Raw genomic sequence first — 19,620 nt, forward strand, 5'->3', positions numbered from 1 at the left:
CGTCGAGAAAATAAAGCCCCCGCATTAGACGGGGGCGATCAATAAATCGACTCAGTGTTTGATGATATACATCGTTTGACTATAGGCCACGTCTTCCGGATTGGTGATCGGGTAGCCTTTTACCCACGGTTTGATCAGGCGGCCGTTGGTGTATTGGTAAATCGGCGCGATCGGCGCCTGATCGGCAATGATCTGTTCCATTTTGTTGTAATCGGCGGTCACCGCCGCCGGATTGGTTTCCCGCCCCGCCTGCGCCAGCAGCTTGTCGTAGTCCGCGTTCTTGAACTTGGCGATGTTGCCGCTGTGGGTGGAGGTCAGCAGCGACAGGAAGGTCGACGCCTCGTTATAGTCACCCACCCAGGAGGCGCGGATCACATCGAAATTGCCGGTGTTGCGGCTGTCGATATAGGTTTTCCACTCCTGATTCTGCAGCTTGACGTCAATACCGAGCTTTTTCTTCCACATCGAGGCCACGGCGATGGCGATCTTCTGGTGGCTTTCCGAGGTGTTATACAGCAGCGTCAGCTTCAGCGGGTTGTTCGGGCCGTAACCGGCCGCCTGCAGCAACGCCTTGGCCTGTGCATCCAACTCCGCCTGGGATTGCTGTTGCAGCAAGCTCGCTTCCGGTTTGAACCCGGCGGTCACATCCGGCGTGAAGTGATAGGCCGGTTTTTCGCCGGTGCCCAGCACTTTTTCCGCGATAATCTTGCGATCGATGGCGTAGGACAAAGCCTGGCGCACCCGCACGTCGTTGGTTGGCGCGCGCTGGGTGTTAAACGCGTAGTAATAGGTGCCGAGCTGATCCGGCGTGTACACCTGTCCCGGAATGTCTTTCAGCAGCTTCTGATACATGTTTTTCGGGAAGGATTCGGTGATGTCGATGTCACCCGCCAGGTAACGCTTGGTGGCGTTGGATTCCTGGTTGATCGGCACGAAGGTCACTTTAGTCAGCACGGTACGCGCATGATCCCAGTAATGGTCGTTAGGCGTCAGCACCAGCTTCTCGTTCACCACCCGCTCCTGCAGTTTGAACGCGCCGTTGCCCACCAGATTGCCGACCTTGGTCCAATCATTGCCGTATTTTTCCACCACCGTCTTATTGACCGGGAACAGGCTGAAGTTGGCCGTCAGGCTGACGAAGTACGGCACCGGTTTGTCCAGCTGCACTTTAAGCGTGTAGTCGTCCGGCGCCGACACGCCTAAACGATCGGCCGGCAATTTGCCGCTGATGATCTGCTCGGCGTTCTGGATCCCCGCCAGCTGCGCGAACCAGGCGAACGGCGACAGGTTTTTCGGCTCTACCAGCCGCTGCCAGCTGTAAACGAAATCCTTAGCCGTGACAGGGTCACCGTTTGACCACCGCGCGTCTTTGCGCAGATGGAAGATATAAGTCTGGTTGTCGCTGGTCTGCCAACGCGTGGCGACGCCGGGGATCACTTTACCGCTGGCGTCCTGATTGACCAGCCCTTCGAACAGATCGCGCGCCAGCTGAGCCTCCGGCAAGCCTACCGCTTTGATCGGATCGAGCGAGGCCGGTTCGTCTTTAATGTGGCGCACGATTTCCTGTTTGGCCGCCAACGCGGTGCCCGGGGGAACCTGCGCCGCCATAGCGCTGCTCATACAGGCGCCGATCGCCGCCGCGCAAAGCGCCAAACGAAAACCCCGTTGCATTCTTCTTCCCGTCATTATGATTTTCCCCCGTTAACCATCTGAATTTTTTATCATATAGCACAAGATCCATCCGGCCTAGAGCCCGCGGTCGAGAAGTTGCAAAAAGTGCGATTCAGGCGATAAAAAACCCGTGCGGCGCAGGGCGGCACGGGCGGTGTTTGCAGCGGCGACCGTCAGTCGTACAGGTGGATGCTGTTGATGCGGTAGCTGAACTCTTCGCCCTCTTCTTCATCGAACACGGTGAAAAAGCCTTTCTCAGCCAGCGGACGTGCCGAGATATCGGTTTTTTGCAGCTGGCGCGCGTCGGCGTCGTCATAACCGTAGTCGAGGTAGAAGGCATCTTTCTGATAATCGATATGCAGGGTGAACGGATAGTTCGATTCGTCACCGCGCCCGTCGTCGTTTTTCACCACGCCGAACCATTCCCCCTGGCGGATCTGGTTTTCAGCGTCCACGCCGCACAGCAGCGTGATGGTGTCATTTTCATTTTCGCTATAGCTGGCGATGATTCTGGCTACTGGCATGTTAAATCCTCTTGCGGGTGATTGGCTTAGCACTGCCGTTAGTATAACAATAGCGTCAGGCCAGGTGCGGTTTAATTGGCGTTTTCACCGCAGCGGCCTCACAGATCGCGCAAACGCCGCACAATTGCGATGGGAAAGATGTCTCAAAGCGTAATACACTGAATAAAATGACAATGACTCTCGACCTTTCATCCAGGGACAACACCATGACCGAACATCGACCACGCAGTGAACGTGGCCAGTTGGCCATCGCAGGAGAGAACTACGGCAGCTCGCTGCTGGGCGCGCCGCTGCTCTATTTCCCGGCGGCGAACGGCGGCCCGCAGACCGGGCTGATCATCGCCGGCACCCACGGCGATGAGAGCGCCGCCATCGTGACCCTGTCCTGCGCGCTGCGCAGCATCGCCCCCGAGCAGTTGCGCCATCACGTGGTGCTGGCGGTCAACCCCGACGGCTGCCAGCTGGGGCTGCGCGCCAATGCCAACGGCGTCGATCTGAACCGCAACTTCCCGGCCGCCAACTGGCGCTCCGGCGACACCGTCTACCGTTGGAACAGCGCGGCGCCGGTGCGCGACGTCAAACTCTCCACCGGCGGGCGCCCCGGTTCCGAACCGGAAACCCAGGCGCTGTGTCACCTGATCCATCGCCTGAAGCCGCACTGGGTGGTGTCGTTCCACGAGCCGCTGGCCTGCATCGAAGATCCCGCCAGTTCGCGGCTCGGCGTTTGGCTGTCGCACAAGTTCGAGCTGCCGCTGGTGACCAGCGTCGGTTATGAAACGCCCGGCTCGTTCGGCAGCTGGTGCGCGGATCTGTCGCTGCCGTGCATCACCGCCGAATTCCCGCCGATCTCCGCCGATGCCGCCAGCGAGCGTTACATCGACGCGATGACCGAGCTGTTGACCTACCCGAATTAATCCCTACGGGGCGATATCGACGATCGCCCCGCATTCGAACGCCAGGCCCGGTTCGGCATCCCGCGCCAGCCAGGTAGGGCCGTCCAGATCGACGAAGCGCGCCGCCGGCGCCAGCGGCAAGGCAGCGGATATCGCCCGCGACGTACACAACATGCAGCCGAGCATGATGGCGAACCCTTGTTCGCGCGCGGCCTGCGCCAGCGCCAACGCCTCGGTCAAGCCGCCGGTTTTGTCCAATTTGATGTTGACCATCTGATAGCGCTGCGCCAACTGCGGCAGATCGGCGCGGGTGTGGCAGCTTTCATCGGCGCAGATCGGCAGCGGATGAATAAAGTGCTCCAACGCGGCGTCGTCACCGGCCGGCAACGGTTGCTCCAGCATCGCCACGCCGAGATCGGCCAGCAGCTGGCAGCGCGCCGCCAGCCCTTCCGCCTGCCAGGACTCATTGGCGTCGACGATCAGCGTCGTCTGCGGCACCGCGGCGCGGATCGCCACCAGCCGCTCGCTGATATAGTGATCGTCGAGTTTGATTTTCAGCAGTGTGGCGCCCTGCCGCTCCAGCTCGCGCGCGGCGAAGGCCATCGCTTCCGGCGTGCCAATGCTGACGGTCTGCGCCATGCGGATCTGCGCCGGCGCCGTCACGCCGCTGCGCTGCCACAGGCTCTGCCCGTGCAGCCTGCACTCCAGATCCCACAGCGCCGAATCCAGCGCATTGCGGGCCGCGCCCGCCGGCATCTGCGTCAGCAGCTGCTCGCGGGTGATGCCCCGCGCGATCGCCGGCGCCATCTCTGCCAGCTGCGCCATCACCGATTCCTCGCTCTCGCCGTAACGCGGATACGGCGTGCATTCACCGGTGCCGCGCACGCCCTGCTGTTCGATTTCGACCACCACCACCCGGGCTTCGGTGCGGCTGCCGCGCGCAATCACGAAGGCGGTATGCAGCGGCCAGGCTTCCGGGTAAAAACGCATGTCTCTCATAACGGCTCCTGAGCGAAAACTGCGCATTCAGCCAGGCTGATGCGCCGGTGATGTTTTATAGAACAGTCTAATATATACAACTATTTAGCAAACTTTGATATCCAATCCGTCCCGGTTGTCATAAACTGGCGCCAGGGTGTGAACCTGATGTTAACTGCCGTTGTCGGCGCGCCGTTTCATCAGGTTCATACCCTTTGTATAAACACCTGTAAAAGGAATCTAGCAATGACTCAGACAGTACATTTTCAAGGCAATCCGGTCGGCGTAGCGGGCAAGCTGCCACAGCAGGGCGAACAGGCCAAGGCCTTCTCGCTGGTTGCCAAAGACCTGTCAGACGTGGCGCTGAGCAGCTTCGCGGGTAAACGCAAAGTCCTGAACATCTTCCCAAGCATCGATACCGGCGTCTGCGCGACGTCGGTGCGTAAATTCAACCAGCTGGCCAGCGGCCTGGATAACACCGTGGTGCTGTGCATCTCCGCCGACCTCCCGTTCGCGCAGTCTCGTTTCTGCGGCGCGGAAGGCCTGAGCAACGTGGTCACCCTGTCCACCCTGCGCGGCGCCGAGTTCAAGCAGGCGTACGGCGTCGAAATCACCGAAGGCCCATTGGCGGGCCTGACCGCACGCGCGGTCGTGGTGCTGGATGGCCAGGACAACGTACTGTACAGCGAGCTGGTGAACGAAATCACCACCGAGCCGGACTACGACGCGGCGCTGGCTGCGCTGAAATAACAAAGCCGGCGAACGCCGGCTTTGGAAACACGCTAAAGGCGCCGCAAGGCGCCTTTCTTATTCTTCGCCCTCGGCGCCGCCTTTACGGCTGCTCAGGCCATACTCGCGCAGCTTGTTGGCGATGGCGGTATGGGAAACGCCCAGTCGCTTCGCCAGCTTGCGAGTGCTGGGATAGGTGCGATACAGGCGCGTCAGCACCGAGCGCTCGAAACGCTTGCTGATGTCGTCCAGCGAGCCGTCCAGCACCTCGTCGCCCAACGACATCTCCACCTCGAACTCCGGCAACACGATGTCCTGCGGCCGCAGCTCGTAGCCTTCGGTTTGCGTCAGCGCGCGGTAGATGGCGTTTTTCAGCTGACGCACGTTGCCCGGCCAGCCGTATTTGCTGAGGAAGCCGCCCAGATCGCTCGCCAGCTTGGGCCGCGCTACGCCCTGTTCATCGGCGAAGCGCGCCACGAACAGTTCGGTCAGCGGCATGATGTCCTGCGGACGTTCGCGCAGCGGCGGGATGGTGATGGTCAGCACGTTGAGGCGATAATAGAGGTCTTCGCGGAATTCGCCGCGCTGCACCAGCTCGGTGAGGTTTTTCTGGGTGGCGCAGATCACGCGCACGTCGACGTGCACCTCATGCTCCTCACCGACGCGACGGAACGTGCCGTCGTTGAGGAAACGCAGCAGTTTGGTCTGCATGCGCGGCGACATTTCGCCGATCTCATCCAGCAGCACCGAACCGCCGTTGGCCTGCTCGAAGAAGCCTTTCTTGCCTTCCAGCGCGTTGGGATAAGCGCCCGGCGCATGGCCGAACAGCTCGCTCTCCACCACGTCATCCGGCAGCGCGGCGCAGTTCAGCGCCAGGAACGGCTGTTTGCCGCGCGGGCTGCGTAAATGGCAGGCGCGGGCCAGAATATCCTTGCCGGTGCCGGTATCGCCGACGATCAGCAGCGGCGCATCGAGCATCGCCAGCTTGCGCGCCTGCTCCAGCACATGACGCATCTTGGCGCTCACCGCGACGATGTGGTCGAATTCGGTATCGTCGTTCACCGACAGATTTTGCAGTTGGCGGCCCATGCGCGCGGTGGACTTCAGCATCACCACCGCGCCAACCGCGGCCGGCTGCTGCTGTTGGTCTTCCAGATAAATCGGCGTGATGTCCATCAGGAAGTCCTGGCTGCGGATCACCACCCGCTCGGCGTGCGGCGCCGTATGCTCGCTCTCCAGCCAACGGCTGAAGTTATAGCCGCCGATCAGCGCCCCGGCGGTCTGGTTGCGGATCTTGTCTTCGCTCAGGCTGAACAGCGCCTGCGCCGCCGGGTTGGCCAGCTCGACCTTGCCTTTCATGTCGATCGAGAACACCGGTTCCGGCATCGACTCCAGCAGCGCACGCAGCGCGCGATGCTCGCGTTCGGAAGGCATAAAGCTGACGGTGCGCACGTCGGTTACGCCGGCGATGCGGCGGATCTCCGCCATCAACGCGCGGAAAGTATCGAAATCCAGCTGGGAGAAATTGAGGTAAATGCGGCCGATGGGATCGATTTCGATGCCACGTAAGTCAATGCTGCGCGATACCAAAAGATCGAGTAATTCTCGAGTGAGACCGAGGCGGTCTTCGCAAAATACTTCCAAACGCATCAGTGTTGGCCTTATCTCTGCAGGTGCGGGGATCGTTGACGATGATGATACTCCCTCGCACCGGGCGGTAGAAGCGATCTGTCAGCAAAAGTTGACAGAACTCTGATTTATTGCCGTGGTTGCTGATTTTAAACGCAAGCGGATAACAGCATCGGCGTCATTTTAGCCTGCAAACAGAGAGTTATCACAACCAGAATTAATTTTGCAGAGATTTATCACGCAATCACAGGGGGATCGACTGTCGTCAAGTCTCGATTACGTCCGGCGTCGGCGCCGTTGAGAAAACGGCGCTCCTGAGAGCGCCGTCGCGGGGTTATTTGGCCTTGCCGTCGCTCTTTTTCAGCGTATCTTTCAACTGGCCGATCAGCTGGCTGCGGAAATCGCCAAGCTTCGGTTTTTCCCCTTCCAGCCACGGCAGCGGGCGGCACAGTTCCATCGCCTTGATGCCCAACCGCGCGGTCAACAACCCGGCGCCAATGCCCTGCGCCGCGCGCGCCGACAGCCGCGCCGCCAGATCCTGCGACATCCAGTCCATGCCCACTTCGCGCACCAGTTCGGAGGCGCCGGCGAAGGCGATGTTGAGCAGCACCAGCCGGAACAGACGAATGCGGCTGAAGTAGCCCAACTCGATGCCGTACAGCGCGGCGATGCGGTTAATCAAACGGATGTTGCGCCAGGCAATAAACGCCATATCCACCAGCGCCAACGGGCTGACGGCGATCATCAGCGTCGACTCGGCGGCGGAGCGGCTGATTTCGCGCCGCGCCTGGTTGTCGAGCACCGGCTGCACCAGTTTGGCGTACAGCTCCACCACTTCACGATCGTTTTGCGTTTCATGCAGCGACGCCTGCCAGCGCTGCAGCGCCGGATGCCCCTGATCCAGACCGGCCTGGCGCGCCAGCTTCTCGCAGAATTCGCGCCCTTGCCCCAGTCCGTGGCTGTGCAACAGCTCGCGCGCCACGTCGCGCTCCTCCGCGCGCTGGCGCAGCCGATACAAACGCCGCCACTCGGTGACCACCGAACCGACGCCGGCAAACACGATCAGGCCGCCGGCCACGCCGCCGCCCATGGCGATCCAGTCCTGCTGCACCCAGGCGGTATGCACCCACTGCACGCCCTGCGCCACCACGCTGACGCCGAACAGCGCCAGCCCGGCGGTCACCATTTTGCGCCACAGGCTGCGTTTAGGTTTCAGCGCGGCGTTAATGATGCCTTCGGCGCGCCCTTCCTCCTCCTCCTGCTGCAGCTCCGGCGCCGCCGGAAAGAAGCTTTCCGCCTGTTCGGCATCGAAAGCGACGCCGGCGCGCAACGCCGGCTCCTGCGGCGGCTGCAGCGGCTCGTCAAAATCGATACGCGGTTTGATCGGCTCGCTCATCGCAATTTGTCTCCCAATAAAAACTCCATCACCGCATCCAGACGGATGTGCGGCAACGGGCTGTCCACGCTCATGGCGCGCGGACGAAACTCATCGAAATGGAACCCCTGGCTCTGCCAGAACGCCGGCCCCGGCAGACGGGCGGGCACTTCGCCGGGGAACACCGTCAGCGGCGCGCCGTCGCTCAGGCGGTTGCCCTTCAATGCCGGAATGCGCTGCCCCTGATGATCGACGATGCCGCTCTCGGTCGCCTGCACCGAGGCCAGGCCGACGCAATCCATGCTGATGCCCTCGAACGCCGCGTTCTGCCACGCCTCTTGCACCAGCTGTTGCAGCAAGGACACCAGATTGGCGTGCTGATCGGCGGTGATATGGTCCGCCTTGGTGGCGGCGAACATCAGTTTGTCGATGGTCGGCGAGAACAAGCGGCGAAACAGCGTGCGCTTGCCGTAATGGAAGCTCTGCATCAGCTGGGTCAGCGCCAGACGCATGTCGTTGAACGCCTGCGGGCCGCTATTGAGCGGCTGCAGGCAGTCAACCAGCACGATTTGCCGATCGAAACGAACGAAGTGTTCTTTGTAGAAGTTTTTGACGATCGACTGGCAGTAATAGTTGAAGCGAGCGCGCAACATGCCGATGTTGGTGTGTTTATCGGCCTGCGCCAGCTTCGATTCGCCGATCGCGGCCACGTCGGGCCACGGGAAAAACTGCAGCGCCGGCGCGCCGGCCATGTCGCCCGGCAGCACGAAACGCCCCGGCTGAATGAAGTGCAGCCCTTCGCTTTTGCAGCGCAGCAGATAATCGGTGTAGGCCTGGGCGATCGCCGCCAGGCGGTTTTCGTCGGCCTGAGCCAGCGGATCGCAGGCCTTGCACAGTTCAAGCCAGGGCTTGGCCCATTCGGCGCGTTCGCCCTGCAGCAGCCCAGTCATCTGGCGCGACCAGGCCAGGTAATCCTGCTCGAGCATCGGCAGATCAAGCAACCATTCACCGGGATAATCGACGATCTCCAGGTACAGCGTGGAGGTGTCTTTGAAGTGGCGCAGCAGCGAGTCGTTGGAACGGTAGCGCAACGCCAGCCGGATTTCGCTGACGCCGCGCGTCGGCGTCGGCCAGGCCGGCGGCGTGCCGTACAGCTGCGCCAGCCCTTCGTCATAGGTGAAACGCTGGATGCCGAGGTCGCGCTGCGGGATGCGTTTAACGCCCAGCAGGCGCTCTTCGCGCACCGGTGAAAACAGCGGCATGCGCGCGCCGCTGTGCACATGCAGCAGTTGGTTGACGAAGGCGGTGATAAAGGCGGTTTTGCCGCTGCGGCTCAGGCCGGTCACCGCCAGGCGCAGATGGCGATCCATTCCGCGGTTGACCAGCGAGGTTAACTCATTTTGCAGTCGTTTCATTGCTCTCCTTGACGTAACGCCCGAATGCCTTGTTCAGACCTTTACGGAACAGCGGTTCCAACACCAGCGCCAGCACGAAGCGCACCGGTTTGCGGCCGACGGTCTTCAACAGCCAGCCGGCGGCGCCCGCCGGGCCATAGTTCAATAACGCTATGATGATGACTTTAGCCAATGTCTTCAACATTGCCGCCGCTCCTCGTTTAAATCCACCCGTTCTGGCGGTGTTCGCGACATCGATTTTATTCATGACAATGCCCTCCGGCACTAGATGATTAAGGTTATTCACGGGATAACGGCGGCGAAGATGCCCGGCCTGCGCAGGCCGGGTATCGCAAGAAGGGTTACAGCTTGCGGAAACGGCTCTGTACGCCGAAGGTATCGGACGTCACGTAGCGCTCGACCTGACGCAGCTGCTGCTCGCCGCTGCCCAGCTCATACTCCAGCTGATCGAGCAGCTGGCGCGGCGTCTTCTGATGCTCGCCTTCGAAGCGGCTGGCCGGCGCCTCGTCCAACACGAACACCAGCGCGATATAGGCCACCAGCGTGAAGAAGAACAGCCCAAAGAACAGCGACAGCACCACCATCACGCGGATCAGGCGCACCGGCACGTCGAAATAGTGGGCCAAACCGGCGCAGACGCCTTTCACCATGCCTTCTTCGGGTACGCGATAAAGCTTTTTACTGCCCAGCGTATTACTCATCAGGACTGTCTCCAGTTCGGGTGTTCCGCATCAAGGATCTCTTCCAGCGCCTGAATGCGTTCACGCATGCGTTTGGCGTCTTCCGCCAGCTGCGCCAGGCGCTGCATTTCTTGCTGACTCAGCTGGATGCCGGTCTGCTGCCGATTGCTGTAATGCAGCCAAAGCCAAATCGGCGCGACAAACAGCACGAAAATTGTCAGCGGAATGGCAAGTAATAAAGCACTCATTGTTATTCCTTCTTATCGGGTCCTGGATAGGCGGCCACCTCCGGCGTGTGGCCGCGGTTCGCCTTACTCTGAGCGGTTCATTTTAGCTTTCAGCGCCGCCAGTTGCTCACTGATGGCGTCGTCGGCTTTCAGCTCGGCAAACTCTTGGTCCAGCGACTTCGTTTTACCGATGCTGATGCTTTCCGCTTCGGCTTCCATGTGGTCGATGCGGCGCTCGAACTGTTCGAAACGCGCCATCGCCTCATCCAGCTTGCCGCTGTCGAGCTGACGGCGCACTTCACGGGAAGAAGACGCGGCCTGATGACGCAGCGCCAGCGCCTGCTGCCGCGCGCGGGTTTCGGTCAGCTTGTTTTCCAGCTCGCCGATTTCGCTCTTCATGCGCGCCAGCGTTTCTTCTACGGTCGCCACTTCCTGCGTCAACGTGGCGATCAGATCGGCTACCTTTTGTTTTTCGATCAGCGCCGCGCGGGCCAAGTCTTCTTTATCCTTACGCAGCGCCAGTTCGGCTTTTTCCTGCCAGTCGCTTACCTGGCTTTCACCCTGCTCGATGCGGCGCAGCAGCTGTTTCTTTTCCGCCAGCGCTCGCGCCGACGTAGAGCGGACTTCAACCAGCGTGTCTTCCATCTCTTGGATCATTAACCGCACCAGCTTCTGCGGATCTTCCGCCTTGTCCAGCAGGGTGTTGATGTTGGCGTTCACGATGTCGGCAAAACGAGAAAAAATACCCATAATTCACTTCCTCTTGGTTCTGATGGCGTCTGAAGCGCCGCGTTAAGTCGTACAGCTTGCCCAAAGATATAATCAAAACCCGTGCCAACTTTTATATCATTGAAAAACAACAATTCTTTATTTTTGACTCTCCGAGCGCTTGCTGTAGAGTGATTATTTTCACCAAACATTGGCGAATTTCATCATGAACGAACAGCCAGAGAATTTGTTGGGCGAAGCAAACGCCTTCATCGACGTATTGGAGCAAGTCTCCCAGGTGGCAAAGCTGAACAAACCGGTGCTGGTGATCGGCGAGCGCGGCACCGGCAAGGAGCTGATCGCCCACCGCCTGCACTACCTCTCCAACCGTTGGCAAGGGCCGTTCATCTCGCTCAACTGCGCGGCGCTGAATGAAAATCTGCTGGACTCCGAGCTGTTCGGCCACGAGGCCGGCGCCTTTACCGGCGCGCAGAAACGTCATCTGGGCCGCTTCGAGCGCGCCGACGGCGGCACGCTGTTCCTCGATGAGCTGGCGACCGCGCCGATGCTGGTGCAGGAGAAATTGCTGCGGGTGATCGAATACGGTCAGCTGGAACGCGTAGGCGGCAGCCAGCCGCTGCGGGTGGATGTGCGGTTGGTGTGCGCCACCAACGACGATCTGCCGGCGCTGGCGGCGGCGGGCAAGTTTCGCGCCGATCTGCTGGATCGGCTGGCGTTCGACGTGGTGCAGCTGCCGCCGCTGCGCCAACGCCGGCCCGATATCATGTTGCTGGCCGAGCACTTCGCCATCCAAATGTGCCGCGAGCTAGGGCTGCCGCTGTTTCCCGGCTTTACCGAACGCGCCAGGCAGACGTTGCTCGAATATGGCTGGCCGGGCAACGTGCGCGAACTGAAAAACGTGGTGGAACGTTCGGTCTATCGTCACGGCGACAGCGACAGCCCGCTGGATGAGATCGTCATCAACCCGTTTGCGCCGCGCGAGGCCACGCCGGTCGCGCCCATTCCTGAAGACGCCGCCGCGTTGCCGCCGCTGCCGTTGGATTTGAAACACTGGCAGCTCGAGCAGGAGAAGGCGCTTCTCGAAGCGGCGCTGCAGCAAGGCCGGTTCAATCAGCGCAAGGCGGCGCAGCTGCTGGGGCTCACCTACCATCAGCTACGCGGCATGCTGAAAAAACATGCGCTGCTGCAAAACGGCGAAGCGGACGAGGAATAGCGGGCAAAAAAAAAGCCAGCACCCGAGCTGGCTTAAAAAACACTGGAAGCAATGTGAGCAATGTCGTGCCTTCCACATCAGAGCCGCAAACCGCGGCCTTCCGTGAACTGCCAGGCGATGATAATAGTTATCAGTATCGTCTGTAAAGCACTTTGTTGAGAATTTTTCTCATTACCACACGAAGATTGCGCAATTACCACTCAGGGAACGGGTCCGCCATATCCAGCCAATAGTCCACGCCGGCGGCCATTTCATCGTCGCTCAGCAGGCAGTCATCCAGCAAACGCACGATCGCCGCCTGTTGCAAGTGCTGGCCGATAAACACCAACTCCTGGCGCATGTCGCCGAACGGCTCCACCCATTTCTCCTGAATATGCGCCCGCGTTTCCGGATCCTGCGGCCAATTATCTTGCGGGATAGCGCGCCAAAAGGTGCCCGCCAGGCCGTAATGGGCGATGCCGCCGGCCTGGCTCCACTGTCCGGCCTGTCGCGGACGCGTCGCCAGCCAGAAGAAGCCTTTCGAACGCAGCAGCTTGCCGCCGCCCCAGTCGCCGTTGATCACACGGTAGAACTTGTCCGGCGCAAACGGCCGCCGCGCTTGATAGACAAAACTGCTGATGCCGTAGCTTTCCGTTTCCGGCACGTGTTCGCCGCGCAGCTCTTTCAGCCAGCCGGGCGCCTGCTGCGCCTTTTCAAAGCTGAAGCTGCCGGTATTCAGCACCGCCTCCAGCGGCAGTTTGCCCGGCGCGATCGGCACAATGCGGGCGTCGGGATTCAGGCTGGCCAGCAGCGCCATCACTTCGCCCTGCTGCGTTGGCGTCAACAGATCGGTCTTGCTGACCAGGATCACGTCGCAAAATTCAATTTGCTCAATCAACAGGTCCGCCACGCTGCGCAGATCGTCCTCGCCCAGGCTTTGGCCGGCCTCCTGCAGGCTTTGCGCCTGTTGGTATTGCTGAATGAAATTCACCCCGTCGACCACCGTCACCAGCGTATCCAGCCGGGCGAATTGGGACAGGCTTTCGCCCGTTTCATCCTCAAAGGTAAAGGTTTCCGCCACCGGCAGCGGCTCCGAGATGCCGCTCGATTCGATCAACAGGTAATCGAAACGCCCCTCCTGCGCCAGTTCGCGCACCGACACCAGCAGATCTTCGCGCAGCGTGCAACAGATGCACCCGTTGCTCATCTCCACCAGCTTCTCTTCCTGGCGATCGAGATGCACTTCATTCTCTACCAGCGCGGCGTCAATGTTCACTTCGCTCATGTCGTTGACAATCACCGCCACGCGCATGCCCTGCCGGTTGTTCAGGATATGGTTCAGCACCGTGGTCTTGCCGGCGCCGAGAAAGCCGGAAAGCACGGTCACGGGAAGTTGTTTCATGGAAACCTCATTAAAATTCATTGCGTAATGCCTGATAACCGCGCACCAGTTCGACGTTGGTGGCGGCCACTTCTTCCGAAAACTGCAGCGCGCCGCGATCGACCTGGCGATAACGCGACAAATCGCTGTCCGGCCCCACGCGCTCGGTCGAGGGGATATAGCGGTTTTCCGGCAGCGTCACGCCGTCCACCACCGCGTTGTAGCGCACCACGCAGCCGGACTGAACGTGGCAGTTGAACAGCACGCTGTTGAAACCGATAAACACCCGATCGTCGATGCGACACGGGCCGTGCACGATGGCGCGGTGGGCTATCGAGCTGTAACGGCCGATGGTGACCGCCGCCCCGCTCTTGGAATGGATCACCACGCCGTCCTGAATATTGGAGTGCGAGCCGATGACGATCGGCTCCATGTCGCCGGTTGCGTTCAACTCGTCGGCGCGGATCACCGCATACGGGCCGACGTAGACGAAATCTTCGACGATCACCCGGCCGCAAATAATGGCGGTGGGATCGATGTAGGCCAGCGGCGAAACCTGCGGCAGATGGCCGCTGGGATTTTTACGCAGCATGGTGTTCTCCCCGCCAGCTCAGCTTCGCCACCGCATTGTGGGCATGCAAACTCTCCTGATGCTCGACGCGCAGCGAGAAGGCGCGGTAGTCGCACTGGCTGCGCAGCATGCGATACAGACGCCGCGCCGCGTCCTCGCAAAACATCAGGTTCTGACCGTTGGCCAGCGCGAAGGCCTGCTCGTCGCGGCGTTTCACCAGCGTTTGCACCGGCGTGCCCAATGCGTGTTCGATGCGGTCAATCAGTTTCACCGGTTCGAACGCCCTTTCATTCTCGGGCGTTACGGTGATCCAAGCCCAGCTGCGCTGGCTGTGGGGGGTGGCCGGCATCCCTTGCTCCAGCAGCCACTCGCTCACCTGCCGCTGGCTGACGCGCTCCGCCGCCTGTTCAAAATCAAACTGAAACTGTTGCTGCGCCAGCTGGCGGCTGAGCGCCGCCGAACTCGGGCAGGTGGAGGAGTAAGGCACGCCGACGGTCAGCGCCAGCGTCAGCGTGCCTGCCAGGGTGGCCTCGATGCGCAGCGGATAAGCTTTCCAACCGCGCTGCGGCGACAGCAGCGCCGAGCGTGACAGCAACAGCTCGCCGCTGAGCGTCAGGCTGGCGCGATCGCTGTGTTCCGGCTGCGAATCCAGAAAAGCCTGCAGCGTCCGACCGATGCGCTGCGGCGTCAGCTCTCCCTGCGTCAATTCGTCCAGCGCCAGATACAGCCGCGACATGTGAATGCCGCGTTCCCCTGCCGCCTCGGCGCGCAGGTTGATACCGGCGTCGACCTTCGCCATCAATGGTTTGCCGGCCAGCTCCAGCGGCAGCGCGATCCCTTGCATCCCGACCCAATCGAGCCCGACATCACTCATTTCACCGCGCCCTGCCTGAGCGTCCGGCAGCGAACGGCGTGGTGGAAGTGCAACTTCGTTCATACATCCCCTTGCGTTGTTGTGACTTTGCCGGGGAACGGTAACATGTTTTTGTTATATTATAACATAACATAAAAAACTTTTTTCTTGCCGCTGAACGGCCTGATTAATCAAGTCGCAGAAAACTCAGCGATTTTGCTCAATGGATTGGGCTGCCGGTCAGAGTGCGATACACTAACGCTATTGCTGATTAACCCATGAGCCTCTATGCGTGGTTTACCCTTTTGGATACTGTCGTTATGCCTGACGGGCTCTGCCCTGGCCGCGACAACACCGCCCGCGCCCGCCGCCGCGGCGCCGCTGCCGGACATTCGCCAGAGCGGCTTTGTCTATTGCGTCAGCGGCATACTGAATACCTTCAACCCGCAAATGGCCAGCAGCGGCCTGACGGTGGATACCCTGGCCGCCCAGCTGTACGATCGCCTGCTGGACGTCGATCCCTACACCTATCGCCTGATCCCCGAGCTGGCGCAAAGCTGGGAAGTGCTGGATAACGGCGCTACCTACCGCTTCCATTTGCGCAAGGACGTGCCGTTCCAGACCACCGCATGGTTCACGCCCACCCGCAAGATGAATGCCGACGACGTGGTGTTCAGCTTTGCCCGCGTATTCGATCAGAAACATCCGTATCACGACGTCAACGGCGGCGAATACCCCTATTTCGACAGCCTGCAGTTCGGCGATTCGGTGCAGAGCGTGAGAAAGCTCGACGACTACACGGTGGAAATTCGCCTGCAGTCGCCCGACGCCTCGTTCCTGTGGCACCTGGCGACTCATTATGCGCCGGTATTGTCCGCCGAATACGCCGACGCGCTGACGCGCGAAGGCCATCAGGAGCTGATCGATCGCGAGCCGGTCGGCAGCGGCCCGTTCCTGCTCAACGAATACCGCTCGGGGCAATATATTCGCCTGGCGCGCAACGCCGCCTACTGGAAGGGCCTGCCGCGCATGCCGCAGGTGGTGATCGATCTGGGCGCCGGCGGCACGGGCCGCCTCTCCAAGCTGCTGACCGGCGAGTGCGACGTACTGGCCTATCCGGCGGCCAGCCAGCTGTCGATTCTGCGCGACGATCCGCGCCTGCGCCTGACGCTGCGCCCGGGGATGAACATCGCCTATCTGGCGTTCAACACCCGCAAACCGCCGCTCGACAACCTCAACGTGCGCCAGGCGATCTCGCTGGCGATCAACAACCAGCGGTTGATGCAGTCGATCTATTACGGCACGGCGGAAACCGCCGCCTCGATCCTGCCGCGCGCCTCCTGGGCCTACGACAACGACGCGCACGTCACCGAGTACGATCCGGCCAAATCGCGCGAGATGCTGCGGCAGGCCGGCGTCAGCCAGCTGAACCTGAAGCTGTGGGTGCCGACCGCCTCGCAGTCTTACAACCCGAGCCCGCTGAAAACCGCCGAACTGATCCAGGCCGATCTCGGCCAGGTGGGCATCAACGTCACCATCGTGCCGGTGGAGGGCCGTTTCCAGGAAGCGCGCCTGATGGAGATGAACCACGATCTGACCCTGACCGGCTGGGCCACCGACAGCAACGATCCGGACAGCTTCTTCCGGCCGCTGCTGAGCTGCGCGGCAATCCGTTCGCAAACCAACTATGCTCACTGGTGTGATCCGGGCTTTGACGAAGTGCTGCAGAACGCGCTGCTGTCGCAGCAGCTGTCTCAGCGCATCGACAACTACCGCAAGGCGCAGAAAATCCTCGAGCAGCAACTGCCGGTGCTGCCGCTGGCGTCTTCCCTGCGCCTGCAGGCCTATCGTTACGACATCAAGGGATTGGTGCTGAGCCCGTTCGGCAACGCCTCGTTCGCCGGGGTGTACCGTGAATCCGCGCCGGAGGTGAAAAAGTGATTATCTTTACCCTGCGCCGCATTCTGCTGCTGCTGATCACGCTGTTCTTCCTGACGCTGGTCAGCTTCAGCCTGAGCTATTTCACGCCGCGCGCGCCGCTGAACGGCGCCGCCCTGCTGGACGCCTATCAGTTCTACTTCGTCAGCCTGCTGCACTGGGACTTCGGCGTCTCCAGCATCAACGGCCAGGCGATCAGCGAACAGCTGCGCGAAGTGTTCCCGGCCACCATGGAACTGTGCCTGCTGGCCTTCGCCCTGGCGCTGTTCATCGGCATTCCGCTGGGCATCATCGCCGGCGTGCTGCGCGGCAAGTGGCAGGACACCGCCATCAGCACCTTCGCGCTGCTGGGCTTTTCGATGCCGGTGTTCTGGCTGGCGCTGCTGCTGATGCTGTTCTTCTCGTTGCATCTGGGCTGGCTGCCGGTTTCCGGCCGTTTCGATCTGCTGTATCAGGTGAAACCCATCACCGGTTTCGCGCTGATCGACGCCTGGCTGTCGGACTCGCCGTACCGCGCCGAGATGATCGGCAGCGCGCTGCGCCACATGATCCTGCCGATCGCCGCGCTGGCGGTGGCGCCCACCACCGAAGTGGTGCGGCTGATGCGCATCAGCACCGACGACGTGCTGAGCCAAAACTACATCAAGGCCGCCGCCACCCGCGGCCTGTCGCGCTTCACCATCATCCGTCGCCACGTGTTGCACAACGCGCTGCCGCCGATCGTGCCCAAACTGGGGCTGCAGTTCTCCACCATGCTTACGCTGGCGATGATCACCGAAGTGGTATTCAGCTGGCCGGGCCTCGGCCGGTGGCTGATCAACGCCATTCGCCAGCAGGACTACGCGGCGATCTCCGCCGGCGTGATGGTGGTCGGCACGCTGGTGATCACCATTAACGTTCTGGCCGACATTCTGGGTGCGGCAACCAACCCGCTGAAACATAAGGAATGGTATGCCCTTCGATAACGTATACCGCGAGAAAAAGATGCCGAGCCCGCTGCGCTACACCTGGCGGATTTTCTACGGCGATGCGCTGGCGATGATCGGTTTTTACGGCGTGATCGCCCTGCTGCTGCTGTCGCTGTTCGGCAGCCTGCTGGCGCCCTATGCGCTGGATCAGCAGTTCCTCGGCTATCAACTGCTGCCGCCGTCCTGGTCGCGCTACGGCAACGTGTCGTTCTTTCTCGGCACCGACGATCTCGGGCGCGACATCCTCAGCCGCCTGTTGACCGGCACCGCCGCCACCTTCGGTTCCGCGCTGGCGGTGACGCTGGCCGCGGCATTCTGCGGGGTGATCCTCGGCGTGTTCGCCGGCGTCACCCACGGGCTGCGCTCGGCGGTGCTTAACCACATTCTCGATACCCTGCTGTCGATTCCGTCGCTGCTGCTGGCGATCGTGGTGGTGGCGTTTATCGGCCCCAAACTCGAACACGCCATGCTGGCGGTGTGGCTGGCTCTGCTGCCGCGCATGGTGCGCACCATCTACAGCGCGGTGCACGATGAGCTGGAGAAAGAGTACGTGGTGGCGGCGCGGCTTGACGGCGCTTCCACGCTGCAGATCCTGTGGTATGCGGTCATGCCGAACATCGCGGCGGTGCTGGTGACCGAATTCACCCGCGCGCTGTCGATGGCTATTTTGGATATCGCCGCGCTCGGCTTCCTCGATCTCGGCGCGCAGTTGCCTTCTCCTGAATGGGGAGCGATGCTCGGCGATTCGCTCGAGCTGGTGTACGTCGCGCCCTGGACGGTGATGCTGCCCGGCGCGGCCATCCTCGTCAGCGTGCTGCTGGTTAACCTGTTGGGCGACGGTATGCGCCGCGCAATCAATGCCGGGGTGGAATAATGCCGTTACTCGATATCCGCAATCTGACGATTGAATTTATGACCGCCGAAGGGCCGGTCAAGGCGGTCGATCGCGTCAGCATGACGCTGACCGAGGGCGAGGTGCGCGGCCTGGTGGGCGAATCGGGCTCCGGCAAGAGTCTGATCGCCAAAGCCATCTGCGGCGTGACCAAAGACAACTGGCGCGTCACCGCCGATCGTTTCCGCTTCGACGACATCGATCTGCTGCAGCTGAGCCCGCGCGAGCGGCGCAAGCTGGTGGGCCACAACGTCTCAATGATCTTCCAGGAGCCGCAGTCCTGTCTCGACCCTTCCGAGAGCATCGGCCGCCAGCTGGCGCAGGCCATCCCAGGCTGGACCTACAAGGGCCACTGGTGGCAGCGCTTCAACTGGCGCAAACGCCGCGCCATCGAGTTGCTGCACCGCGTCGGCATCAAGGATCATGACGACATCATGGGCAGCTTCCCGTACGAGCTGACGGAAGGCGAGTGCCAGAAAGTGATGATCGCCATCGCGCTGGCCAACCAACCGCGCCTGCTGATCGCCGATGAGCCGACCAACGCCATGGAACCGACCACGCAGGCGCAGATTTTCCGCCTGTTGGCGCGCCTCAACCAGAACAACAACACCACCATTCTGCTGATCAGCCACGACCTGCAGATGATGAGCAAGTGGGCCGATCGGGTGAACGTGCTGTACTGCGGGCAAACGGTGGAGAGCGCCCAGTGCGAAGAACTGCTGGCGGCGCCGCACCACCCTTACACCCAGGCGCTGATCCGCGCCATGCCGGACTTCGGCCGCTCGCTGCCGCACAAAAGCCGGTTGAATACGCTGCCGGGCGCCATTCCTTCGCTGGAACACCTGCCGATCGGCTGCCGCCTGGGGCCACGCTGCCCTTACGCACAGAAGAAGTGCATCGAAACGCCGCGCCTGCGCCCGGTCAAAAACCACTTCTTCGCCTGCCACTTCCCGCTGAACATGGAGGAGCAATAAC

At 61.4% G+C, this 19,620-nt stretch carries 20 protein-coding genes; 7 read left to right on the plus strand and 13 right to left on the minus strand.

Annotated elements, in window-relative coordinates:
* Positions 1-51: 51 nt before the first annotated feature.
* Both J0F90_RS13035 and J0F90_RS13040 read right to left on the minus strand, forming a co-directional pair.
* A complete protein-coding gene (locus tag J0F90_RS13035) occupies positions 52-1,686 on the minus strand; it encodes a peptide ABC transporter substrate-binding protein (RefSeq protein WP_033640165.1) in 1,635 nt (544 codons plus the stop codon).
* Positions 1,687-1,844: 158 nt separating this feature from the next.
* Entirely contained in the window at positions 1,845-2,195 is a 351-nt protein-coding gene (locus J0F90_RS13040; protein WP_015378006.1) for a hypothetical protein, read from the minus strand.
* A 206-nt stretch (positions 2,196-2,401) separates the two neighbouring features.
* Between J0F90_RS13040 and mpaA the strand changes: the two genes are divergently transcribed.
* Positions 2,402-3,109 carry a murein tripeptide amidase MpaA gene (gene mpaA / locus J0F90_RS13045; protein ID WP_028128339.1) on the plus strand — a complete coding sequence of 236 codons (708 nt, stop codon included), beginning with the start codon at positions 2,402-2,404 and terminating at the stop codon, positions 3,107-3,109.
* Positions 3,110-3,112: 3 nt separating this feature from the next.
* Here mpaA and ycjG read toward each other — a convergent pair whose 3' ends face one another.
* Positions 3,113-4,087: an L-Ala-D/L-Glu epimerase gene (gene ycjG, locus J0F90_RS13050; RefSeq protein ID WP_033640164.1), complete on the minus strand. Its 975-nt coding sequence runs from the start codon at positions 4,085-4,087 to the stop codon at positions 3,113-3,115.
* Between the two features lie 225 nt (positions 4,088-4,312).
* On the opposite strand from ycjG, the gene tpx reads away from it, so the two are divergent.
* Complete coding sequence (tpx, locus tag J0F90_RS13055; RefSeq protein ID WP_016927561.1) at positions 4,313-4,816, plus strand: thiol peroxidase; 504 nt, start codon at positions 4,313-4,315, stop codon at positions 4,814-4,816.
* Positions 4,817-4,873: 57 nt separating this feature from the next.
* On the opposite strand, the gene tyrR is transcribed toward tpx, so the two are convergent.
* From tyrR to pspA, 7 genes are all read right to left on the minus strand, one after another.
* Entirely contained in the window at positions 4,874-6,445 is a 1,572-nt protein-coding gene (gene tyrR / locus J0F90_RS13060; RefSeq protein WP_033634193.1) for a transcriptional regulator TyrR, read from the minus strand.
* A gap of 313 nt (positions 6,446-6,758) precedes the next feature.
* A complete protein-coding gene (locus J0F90_RS13065) occupies positions 6,759-7,820 on the minus strand; it encodes a YcjF family protein (RefSeq protein ID WP_004930545.1) in 1,062 nt (353 codons plus the stop codon).
* Positions 7,817-9,214, minus strand: coding sequence for a YcjX family GTP-binding protein (locus tag J0F90_RS13070; RefSeq protein ID WP_033640163.1), 1,398 nt, complete (start codon positions 9,212-9,214; stop codon positions 7,817-7,819). The genes J0F90_RS13065 and J0F90_RS13070 overlap by 4 nt, the downstream gene beginning before the upstream one ends.
* A complete protein-coding gene (gene pspD / locus J0F90_RS13075; protein WP_031299672.1) occupies positions 9,195-9,461 on the minus strand; it encodes a phage shock protein PspD in 267 nt (88 codons plus the stop codon). The genes J0F90_RS13070 and pspD overlap by 20 nt, the downstream gene beginning before the upstream one ends.
* Positions 9,462-9,555: 94 nt before the next feature.
* On the minus strand, positions 9,556-9,915 hold the full coding sequence (gene pspC / locus J0F90_RS13080; RefSeq protein ID WP_015378011.1) for an envelope stress response membrane protein PspC: 360 nt from the start codon (positions 9,913-9,915) through the stop codon (positions 9,556-9,558).
* Positions 9,915-10,142, minus strand: a complete 228-nt coding sequence (gene pspB, locus J0F90_RS13085) for an envelope stress response membrane protein PspB (protein ID WP_004930553.1) — start codon at positions 10,140-10,142, stop codon at positions 9,915-9,917. Before pspB ends, pspC begins: the two co-directional genes overlap by 1 nt.
* 63 nt (positions 10,143-10,205) lie before the next feature.
* A complete protein-coding gene (gene pspA, locus J0F90_RS13090; protein WP_033640162.1) occupies positions 10,206-10,871 on the minus strand; it encodes a phage shock protein PspA in 666 nt (221 codons plus the stop codon).
* A gap of 184 nt (positions 10,872-11,055) precedes the next feature.
* On the opposite strand from pspA, the gene pspF reads away from it, so the two are divergent.
* Positions 11,056-12,063 (plus strand): phage shock protein operon transcriptional activator, encoded by a 1,008-nt coding sequence (gene pspF / locus J0F90_RS13095; protein WP_033640161.1) that lies wholly within the window; start codon positions 11,056-11,058, stop codon positions 12,061-12,063.
* A gap of 193 nt (positions 12,064-12,256) precedes the next feature.
* Here pspF and zigA read toward each other — a convergent pair whose 3' ends face one another.
* From zigA to folE2, 3 genes are read right to left on the minus strand one after another with little or no spacing between them, the layout of a single operon-like run.
* Positions 12,257-13,444 (minus strand): zinc metallochaperone GTPase ZigA, encoded by a 1,188-nt coding sequence (gene zigA / locus J0F90_RS13100; protein ID WP_033640160.1) that lies wholly within the window; start codon positions 13,442-13,444, stop codon positions 12,257-12,259.
* A 10-nt stretch (positions 13,445-13,454) separates the two neighbouring features.
* Entirely contained in the window at positions 13,455-14,015 is a 561-nt protein-coding gene (locus J0F90_RS13105; RefSeq protein ID WP_016927555.1) for an LbetaH domain-containing protein, read from the minus strand.
* Positions 14,005-14,931, minus strand: coding sequence for a GTP cyclohydrolase FolE2 (folE2, locus tag J0F90_RS13110; protein ID WP_033640159.1), 927 nt, complete (start codon positions 14,929-14,931; stop codon positions 14,005-14,007). Before folE2 ends, J0F90_RS13105 begins: the two co-directional genes overlap by 11 nt.
* Positions 14,932-15,135: 204 nt before the next feature.
* Here folE2 and sapA point away from each other — a divergent pair, with 204 nt between their 5' ends.
* Genes sapA through sapD form a run of 4 tightly spaced genes read left to right on the plus strand, consistent with a single transcriptional unit; the run spans position 15,136 to position 19,619 of the window.
* The gene (gene sapA, locus J0F90_RS13115) at positions 15,136-16,788 is read left to right on the plus strand and encodes an ABC transporter substrate-binding protein SapA (RefSeq protein ID WP_033640158.1); all 1,653 of its coding nucleotides are present in this window, start codon (positions 15,136-15,138) and stop codon (positions 16,786-16,788) included.
* Positions 16,785-17,750, plus strand: coding sequence for a putrescine export ABC transporter permease SapB (sapB, locus tag J0F90_RS13120; RefSeq protein WP_004930575.1), 966 nt, complete (start codon positions 16,785-16,787; stop codon positions 17,748-17,750). The genes sapA and sapB overlap by 4 nt, the downstream gene beginning before the upstream one ends.
* Positions 17,737-18,627: a putrescine export ABC transporter permease SapC gene (gene sapC / locus J0F90_RS13125; RefSeq protein ID WP_004930580.1), complete on the plus strand. Its 891-nt coding sequence runs from the start codon at positions 17,737-17,739 to the stop codon at positions 18,625-18,627. The genes sapB and sapC overlap by 14 nt, the downstream gene beginning before the upstream one ends.
* On the plus strand, positions 18,627-19,619 hold the full coding sequence (gene sapD / locus J0F90_RS13130) for a putrescine export ABC transporter ATP-binding protein SapD (protein ID WP_016927551.1): 993 nt from the start codon (positions 18,627-18,629) through the stop codon (positions 19,617-19,619). The genes sapC and sapD overlap by 1 nt, the downstream gene beginning before the upstream one ends.
* Position 19,620: the final 1 nt, after the last annotated feature.

The organism is Serratia marcescens subsp. marcescens ATCC 13880 (assembly GCF_017299535.1).
In the GTDB taxonomy this organism is placed as follows: Bacteria; Pseudomonadota; Gammaproteobacteria; order Enterobacterales; family Enterobacteriaceae; genus Serratia; species Serratia marcescens.